The sequence below is a fragment of the Mailhella sp. genome (assembly GCF_057866825.1).
This window is the reverse complement of record NZ_DBMAHT010000089.1, coordinates 1-8,649: the sequence shown is the minus strand read 5'-3', so window position 1 is coordinate 8,649 and position 8,649 is coordinate 1. Positions and strand designations below refer to the sequence as shown.

Annotated in this window: 7 protein-coding genes; 1 reads left to right on the top strand and 6 read right to left on the bottom strand. The window is 63.4% G+C overall.

Annotation, left to right across the window (positions count from 1 at the left end; translation table 11 throughout):
* A partial coding sequence (gene nadA / locus ACZM96_RS08150) for a quinolinate synthase NadA (protein WP_489488441.1) occupies nt 1-451 on the bottom strand: 451 nt, incomplete at its 3' end.
* A 47-nt stretch (nt 452-498) separates the two neighbouring features.
* Nucleotides 499-1,485: a carboxylating nicotinate-nucleotide diphosphorylase gene (gene nadC, locus ACZM96_RS08145; RefSeq protein WP_489488440.1), complete on the bottom strand. Its 987-nt coding sequence runs from the start codon at nt 1,483-1,485 to the stop codon at nt 499-501.
* Nucleotides 1,486-2,207: 722 nt separating this feature from the next.
* Here nadC and mgtE point away from each other — a divergent pair.
* Nucleotides 2,208-3,638, top strand: a complete 1,431-nt coding sequence (mgtE, locus tag ACZM96_RS08140; protein WP_489488443.1) for a magnesium transporter — start codon at nt 2,208-2,210, stop codon at nt 3,636-3,638.
* A gap of 489 nt (nt 3,639-4,127) precedes the next feature.
* Here mgtE and ACZM96_RS08135 read toward each other — a convergent pair whose 3' ends face one another.
* The 4 genes from ACZM96_RS08135 to ACZM96_RS08120 form a co-directional block, all read right to left on the bottom strand.
* Nucleotides 4,128-4,586: a hydrogenase maturation protease gene (locus ACZM96_RS08135; protein WP_489488438.1), complete on the bottom strand. Its 459-nt coding sequence runs from the start codon at nt 4,584-4,586 to the stop codon at nt 4,128-4,130.
* A 159-nt stretch (nt 4,587-4,745) separates the two neighbouring features.
* Entirely contained in the window at nt 4,746-5,003 is a 258-nt protein-coding gene (locus tag ACZM96_RS08130) for a hypothetical protein (RefSeq protein WP_294486466.1), read from the bottom strand.
* A gap of 2 nt (nt 5,004-5,005) precedes the next feature.
* Complete coding sequence (gene argH, locus ACZM96_RS08125) at nt 5,006-6,394, bottom strand: argininosuccinate lyase (RefSeq protein WP_489488436.1); 1,389 nt, start codon at nt 6,392-6,394, stop codon at nt 5,006-5,008.
* Nucleotides 6,395-6,995: 601 nt separating this feature from the next.
* On the bottom strand, nt 6,996-8,204 hold the full coding sequence (locus ACZM96_RS08120; protein ID WP_294486471.1) for an argininosuccinate synthase: 1,209 nt from the start codon (nt 8,202-8,204) through the stop codon (nt 6,996-6,998).
* Nucleotides 8,205-8,649: the final 445 nt, after the last annotated feature.

The window sequence follows — 8,649 nt, the reverse complement described above, 5'->3', positions numbered from 1 at the left end:
TGACCTTCGCGTTGGAAGAGGTGCACACCGCACCGCCGAAGCGTCCCACCACGGCCTTCACGGCCAGCGAGGAATTCACGTACGCCAGCGGAACCACGCGTCTGCCGGAAGCCGTGAGTCTTTCGAGGGCGCGTTCCACGTCTTCGGCGCGGGCCATACGGGCCATGGCGCAGTCGGCCTCGTGATCGGGCAGGAATACGCGCTGTCCGGGCCGGGCCAGCAGGCAGGCGGATTCCGCCATGAAGTACACCCCGCAGAACACGATGTTGCGGGCTTCGATGTCGGGAATGCGGCGGGCCAGCTCCAGCGAGTCGCCCACGATGTCCACGTGACGAACCACCTCGTCGGACTGATAATGGTGTCCGAGAATGACGAGATCGTCGCCGAAACGCTTCCTGAGCTCTTCGATGCGGGAATCGATCGAGCCCGGAACGTATGCCTTGTTCTCCATAAAAACCTCATGACCGTGTTCCGGAGCGATTCCGGCACGGCGCAGAATCAGCGGTTGCCGCGCTCCATCTTCATGCTGAAGTCAGCCGAAGGCGCGGAATGGGTGATGCGGCCCACGGAAATGAAATCCGCCGGGCGCTCGCGGCAGGAGAGCGCCAGTTCCCGAATGGTGTCCAGCGTTACGCCGCCGCTTATCTCGGCCTCAATGTCGCGCGGAATCAGGGGAAGCACTTCGGCCAGCTGCTGCGGCCCCATGTTGTCGAGCAGAATGCGCTCCGGGCGGCAGGCCACCGCTTCGCGCACTTCGGCCTCGTTGCGGCACTCCACCTCAATGGGCGGACAGGGCTTGTAGCGGTTGCGCAGCGCTTCCACGGCTCCCGTGATGGAGCCTGCCGCGTCGATGTGATTGTCCTTGATCATCAGCATGTCGGCAAGGTTCATGCGATGGTTGCAGCCGCCCGCCATGCGGACCGCGTATTTTTCCAGATACCGGTGTCCGGGCAGGGTCTTGCGCGTGTCGAGCAGGCGCACGCCCGTACCTTCGAGCTTTTCCACGTAGGTGCGGGTGAGATCGGCCACGCCGGAAAGATGCGTCATCAGATTGAGGATCACGCGCTCGGCCTTGAGCAGCTGAATGGTGTTGCCGTGCAGGCGCGCCACCACGGTGCCGTTTTCCACGAGACTGCCTTCCTCGACCTCGGCGCTCCACGACGCGGGATCCATGCCGATGATGGAAAGCACCAGACTGATGAGCGGTAAGCCCACCACCAGAGTGCGCTGCTTGGCCACGATGTAGGCCCGGGACTCTTCTTCCGGCGGAAAGATGCCGAGACTCGTCAGATCGGGACCGTCTTCCTCAAGCGCCAGACAGATGAGATCGGCGGCAAAGGCGCAGGCCGTTTCGGAAAGCGCCGCCGCGGTGTCGGCGGGAATGACGAAGGGAGGATCCACATGAAGCGCAGCAAAGCCCTTTCCGCTCATATTGGAGCTTGCTCCTGCGGCCCGGGCATGATATTCAATAGCGTCTTTGGACATGTCCGCCTCTTTATTTCTTCCTCTGCGGGACTGTGTCCCGAAGGAGAGTTTCTCCACAAAATGGTGTGAAGTAACAGGCTAGGCGACCTGTCTCGATTCGTCAAGTGTGTTTGGGGAGAATACAGGATATGAGTAAAAAAACACAATCACAAGCAGAAAACGAACGTCTCTCCCCCATTGTTCCGGTCTCCACCCCCTCGCAGGCGTCTGAAAGCACATCCTCTGCCATGAAAACCGACGCATCGAGCGTCGAACATGCGATGCCCGACGCCCCCGCAGCCGAAACGAGTCCTGCGGCCAATGCTCCGGCAGCATTGCAGACCGGGAGCAGTACGACTTGCGCACAGGCCGAAGATTCCCGGACTTTTTCCGCAGAGAACACGGCCTCCGGCTCCGAAAAATCCGACAAGAGCGCCGGGCCCGCCTCCCCTGCCGAAGCCTCCGACGCCCGGGCAGAAGAAACCTCCCCCGACGCCGCTTCGAGCGCCTCTGCGACTCCGAACGACTCCCCCGCGACCAACGTTTCTCCGAAGACTTCTGCAAGCGCCGCCCGGAGCAATGAAAGGCAGGCCGCTCCGGCTTCTTCGACGAACGCCCACGCCGCGCCGAGCGCCGCACCTGCGCCGGGCACTGTTTCCACTCCCGACACGACTCCGACCGCCGCGCCTGCCGCCCACGCTTCGCCCCTCCAGAACGACGCTAATCCCGCCGAATCCGCAGACATTTCCACTGCCGACGCGCAAAACCCCGCGCCTGCCGCAGCCGCCCCGACCGGCGACGATGCCGGCAAGCCTTCTGAAGCGCCCGAAGAGGAGGAAGACCTTTCGCAGTACGAAACCAGCGCGAAGGAAGCCGGTCTTGAAGCCTGCGGGAGCGACATCGACAGCGACGACTTCGTGCATCCCGCCGACCGCGCGGAACACCTGGAACAGCTGCCCCTGAACAAACAGCTTTGCGTGCTCACGCACCTTTCCACCGAGGAGGCGGCCGAAGCGCTCGCCGAACTCGACGAGGAAGTAGCCGGCGACGTTCTGGAAAACATGGACGCCGATGACGCGGCCCGGCTCATTGCGGAAATGGATCCCGACGACGCCGTGGACATTCTCGACGAGGTGGAAGAAGGGCACCGCGACATACTGCTGAGCAACCTGCCCGCCGACGACGCCGAAGAGCTGCGCATGCTGCTGAGCTTCGACCCCGACACCGCGGCGGGCGTGATGAACACGGACATCATCATGGTGTCGTCGAGCTCCACGGTGGATGAGGCCATCATGCTCATCCGCAGCGAGCTGGAAGAAAAGGAAATGCCCTACTACGTGTACGTGGTGGACAGTCAGGAAACGCTTGAAGGCGTGATTTCCCTGCGCGATCTCATGCTGGCGCGGCCCGGCACGCTGCTCACGAACATGGTGAACAAGCAGGACGTCATTTCCGTGCAGTACGACACCGACAAGGCGGAAGTGGCGCGTCTGCTCGGTCACTACAACTTTCTGTGCCTGCCCGTGGTGGACCGGGAGGAACACCTCATGGGCGTGGTCACGCACGACGACGTTCTCGACATCATTCAGGACGAGGCGAGTTCCGACATGCTGGGCATGGTGGGCGCCGGTCAGGACGAAAACGTGGATACGCCCTGGACGCGTTCGGTGCGCATCCGCCTGCCGTGGCTCGTCATCAACATGTGCACGTCGTCGCTGTCGGCGTTCATCGTGTCGCTGTTCGAAGGTTCCATCGCGCAGATGGCCCTGCTCGCCGTGCTCATGCCCATGGTGGCCAATCAGGCGGGCAACACGGGGCAGCAGGCGCTGGCCGTCATGATCCGCCAGCTCGCCACGGAAAGTTTCGACGCCCGCCGTTCCTGGGGCGCGGTGTTCCGCGAGAGCAAAATCGGCCTCGGCACAGGCATCTTCATGGCGCTGCTGGCCTATGTGGGCGTCATGTTCCTGAGTCACAACAGCATGCTTGCCACGGTCATGGGCATTGCGCTTCTGCTCGACATGCTGCTCGGGGCCATTGCGGGCGGCGCCATTCCGCTCATTCTGCGCGCCCTCGGCCGCGATCCCGCGCAGGCGTCCAGCATCTTCCTCACCGCCCTTACCGACTCCGGCGGCTTCTTCATCTTCCTCGGACTGGCCACGACGTTTCTTTTGTAGTCCGTGGGACCTCTCTGAAAGCACGACCGGCCTTTCTTCCGAAGGCCGGTTTTGTTTTGTGAAAAGCCCCGCGAAGCGCCCGCAAAAAATAAAAAGAACAAGCCCGGACGCCTGCCGGACAACGCGAATCCGCCCGTAGAAGAGATGTTCCGCCCGCACTGTCGGCAAGCCGCCGCATACTCCGAGCACTGCCAATGCGTCAGTTTCGCCGTCCTTTCCCGGGGCGTGAAACGCCGCGCCGATCCCCGCGGCTTCGGCAGTCTCCCCAGCCCCGGCGTCCCGACCTCTCTCCCCTCTTGCTTTGCCCGGCTCCGCTCTCAGATCCCTGCCCCCGGCCAAGCCGCCGCAAGCTCCGGCCCCGCGGACAATCGCGTGACGCAGCATCGTTCCTGCGAGCTCGCGCCTGTTGTCTACACAGCCTCGCCGGAACGAAATAACGTTCCCCGCGCCTTCAGGCGTCGCCACGCCTCCCCCGCGCGACCTTTGCTCTCACGCCCCGATCAGCTCGCGCAGGCGGGTTCGGATCATGGCAAGATAGTCGGGCATGGCGGCCAGCACGGGCGGCGAAAGCTCCATGCTCCAGTTCCCCCACTCAAGAGGCTCCATGCCCGCCACGCGAAGCTCGGGTTTCCGGCCTCGGAGCGCGGCAAGGTCGAGGGCGTCCAGAAGGTCGTCTTCGTGCAGACTCAGGCCGCGGCCTCGCATCCGCGAAAAACGTTCCTCCGAAAGCCAGTAGAAACTTCCGGGTTCGCCGCCCGCGGCCACGGCGTCCAGAGCAATCACGCATTCGTAGCCCTCCAGCAGGGAAAAGCAGTCCGACAGCGACGTGCCGAGCTCCAGAAGTTCCGCTCCCGCGACGCCTTCTTCCGCCAGACGCCGCAGCGCATGAACGCCGAGGCCGTCGTCCCCTTTCAGAATATTTCCCATGCCGATCAACAGAATGCCCATGCGCGCTCCTTTTTCGCGCATGATGCTCCGCCGCGCCGACACGTGCCATGATAACCTGACTTCCGGCGCGCCCCTGCCCCGCGCCGACAAAAAAAGCGCCGCCCCGGCATCGGAAAACTCCGACCCGGAACGGCGCTCCTTGTTGACGGTAACGCTCCGCTAATAGAAGAATCTCTCCCCTTCCCGCGTGATCTCGATATCCTGCGAGATGGGATCGATGAGGCGGCAGTAGCCGTAGTTCAGCCATTCATCCAGCGTGTTGAGCAGATCCTCGCGGGAAAAGCCCTCGCGCTCGGACTGTTCCAGAATCCTCGGGAAAAAGCCCGGAGGCAGCGGCCTCGGCGCGGAATGCACGGCCTTTTTCAGCCAGTCCCGCGTTTGTTCCGGCGTGGCGGGAACGCGCTTTCTGCGGGGCATGACTACTTGTCGCCCTCGTCGAGCCAGCGCTTGATGTTCTCAAGCTGACGGGCCACGGACTGCGGTCCCGTGCCGCCGGGAACGTTGCGACGCGCCACCGCGGTGTCGTAGTCGAGCGCGGTGTACACGTCTTCGCCGATGAGCTCGCTCAGCGAACGGAACTGATCGAGCGTGAGATTTTCCAGACCCACGCCGAGTTCTTCGGCCATGGCCACCGCGCGGCCGGAAACGTGATGCGCTTCACGGAAGGGCATGCCCTTGGTCACGAGGTAGTCGGCAAGTTCGGTGGCGTTCAGGAAGCCCGCGGAGAGGGCCTTGCGCATGCGCTCGGGATGGAACGTGATGCCTTCCAGCATGTCGGCCATGAGGGAGAGCGAATGACGCACGGTCTTGTCGGTGTCGATGAAGGGAATCTTGTCTTCCTGCAGATCGCGGTTGTACGTGAGCGGAATGCCCTTCATGATGGTCATAAGATTGAAAAGATTGCCGTACACGCGGCCGGTCTTGCCGCGCATGATTTCCGCCACGTCGGGATTCTTCTTCTGGGGCATGATGGAGGAACCCGTGGAATGCTTATCGGAAAGCGTGATGTAGCCGAAAAGCGGATTCGCCCACCAGATGATTTCCTCGCAGAAGCGGGAAAGGTGCGCCATGCACACGCTGCCGCAGAACAGGGCTTCGAGGGCGAAGTCGCGGTCGGCCACGGCGTCCATGCTGTTGTCGAAGATGCCGTACATGCCGAGCTCGTCGGCCACCATGGCGGGGTTGAGCGGATACGTGGTGCCGGCCAGCGCGGCCGCGCCGAGCGGACTTACGCGCACGCGGCGTTCGCAGTCGGCCATGCGTTCGGCGTCGCGCTTGAGCATCCAGGCGTAGGCCAGAAGATGCTGGGCCAGACTCACGGGCTGAGCGGGCTGCATGTGGGTGCATCCGGGCAGCAGCACGGCGCGGTTTTCTTCGGCGCGGCGCACGAACATGCGGATGAGCGCCCGGGAAAGACGCATCCATTCGCGCATCTTGTCGGACACGAAAAGGCGGAAGTCGAGGCACACCTGATCGTTGCGGCTGCGGCCGGTGTGCAGCTTCTTGCCCACTTCGCCCACGATCTGGGTGAGGCGGGTTTCGATGTTCATGTGCACGTCTTCGAGTTCCTGCTTCCAGGGGAAGGAGCCTTCCTCGATTTCGCGCTTCACCTGATCCAGGCCCTCGATGAGCGTTGCCGCCTCTTCGCGGGTGATGACGCCCTGCTCGCCCAGCATGTGGGCATGGGCTTTGGAACCGGCGATATCCTGCGCGTAGAGCGCGCTGTCGAACGAAATGGATTCCGTGTAGGCTTCCACGGCAAGGCTGGTGCTTTCTTTGAAGCGGCCGCCCCAAGGCTTGTCGGACATGGTAACTCCAGAATGGTTAACGCCGCAGTCGCGGCTTGGAATACGCGGGGCCTCCCGCAGCGCGGGAAAACGCGCAAACGCCGCAGGACGCGGCGCTTTCGAAAAAAACGCCCTTCTGCACCCGCGCCGCGCACAAAGGCGCAGGCTTGGGCAGAACTCCGACGCCGGGCGAAACGTCGGACGAAAAAACGAAGACCTGCGGCAACGCGCGGCAGACGCAGAGCGCAACCTTTCGCCGCAAGGCAGCAGCCCCGGCGCGGCCTCCTTTCGGTGCGCCTCTGCTCTCCGAAAGAGAGCGCGAAACAGGCTCAGGGGCCGCCTCGTGCAGGCTCTCTCGGAAAACGCGACATCTGCGCCGGTAACCGGCACGCCGGGAATCTTCTACGGGAAACGAAACGTTGCGCCGGAAATCGCCGCGCCGACCTGTTTTTGCCGGGAGAGCGAAACAAACGCAAAACTTCCCTTCCCGCGCAGAGTTCTCCCTGCGCCGTCGTCGCCCTGCCCGGGGACGGGTCGCCCTGCGGGCAAGGAGCGCGGAAGTCGGACGGGCCGCCGGATCTTCGGAAAAAGGCCGGAGGAACATCCCCCGGCCTGTGTCATGCTACTTGAGGAAGCGGCTCACGCGGTCGGCATAGCCGCGGATGCGCAGGCCCTGCAGACGGATGAAGCCGGCGGCGTCCTTGTGATCGTAGGTGGCGCATTCCTCGAAGGTGGCGAGGTCCTGGCAGTAGAGGCTGTGGGGAGAATAACGACCCACGGGCCAGGCGGTGCCCTTGTAGAGCTTGAGGCGCACTTCGCCGGTCACGCCGCGCTGCATCTGATCGATGAGGGCCTGCATGGCTTCGCGTTCGGGCGAGAACCAGAAGCCGTTGTACACGGCGGCGGCGTAGCGGGGAATGATGGTTTCGCGGGTGGCGAGGGCTTCGCGGTCGAGGCAGATTCCTTCAAGGTCCTGATGGGCCACGTGCAGCACGGTGCCGCCGGGGGTTTCGTACACGCCGCGGCTCTTCATGCCCACGAAGCGGTTTTCCACCATGTCGAGGCGGCCGATGCCGTGCTTGCCCGCGATCTTGTTCAGGGTCATGATCATTTCACGGGGGGTGAGGCGTTCGCCGTTCAGGGTGACGGCGTCGCCCTTCTCAAAGCCGATGGTGATGTATTCCGGTTCGTTGGGAGCCTGTTCCACGGGCACGGCCATCACATAGCTGTTCGGGCCGGGTTCTTCCCACGGATCTTCGAGTTCGCTGCCTTCAAAGGAGCAGTGCAGCATGTTGCGGTCCATGCTGTAGTGCTTGTTGGAGGCGTTCACCGGAATGCCGTGCTTTTCGGCAAAGGCGGTGAGGGCGGTGCGGCTCATGAGATCCCATTCACGCCAGGGGGCGATCACCTGAAGGTCGGGAGCGAGGGCGTTGATGGAGAGCTCGAAGCGCACCTGATCGTTGCCCTTGCCGGTGGCGCCGTGGGCGATGGCGAAAGCGCCTTCCTTGCGGGCGATTTCCACAAGGCGCTTGGAAATGAGCGGACGGGCGATGGACGTGCCCATGAGGTAGCGGCCTTCGTAGGTGGCGCCGGAACGAAGCATGGGATAGATGTAGTCGCTTGCGAACTCGTCGCGCAGGTCCTCGATGTAGGCCTTGGTAGCGCCGGTCTTGAGGGCCTTGGGTTCCACGCCGTCAAGATCGTCTTCCTGACCGAGGTCGGCGGTGACGGTGATGACTTCATAGCCGCGCTCGACGATGAGCCACTTCAGGATGACGGAGGTGTCGAGACCGCCGGAGTACGCAAGAATAACTTTATTGTTCTTAGCCATGGCAAAACCTCACGGGCGCTCGCGCCCATGTTTTGACGGTTAACCCGCCTGAGCGGAAAATCATGCCGGAAATCCGGCTTTCTGGCGTTCAGAAACCATGCTCCCTGCGGGCAGAAAGCATGGAAAAAAGACCCGCGCCGCGCGCAGCCGAACGCGGGAGAAACCTTCTTGTAGAAAGATTCTCACGCTTTGTAAAGTCCCGGAACGGGGCGCGCCGACGCCGCTTTTGAAGATGCGGGGCCGCGGGGGGGCCAGGTCGCCTGCGCCTGCGCGAAAAAACACCGCCGAGGCTCCGCGGCGCGCCGTTGCGCGTACGTCCGGGCGCGGAAGCCGAACGCCCCTGCCCCGAAGGGCGCCGCAACGCACGGCGAACGGCTCCCGAACGCGGGACAAAAAAGTCCGGCCGGACCCCACCTCCTGCAACGGAATCCGGCCGGGCGCCATC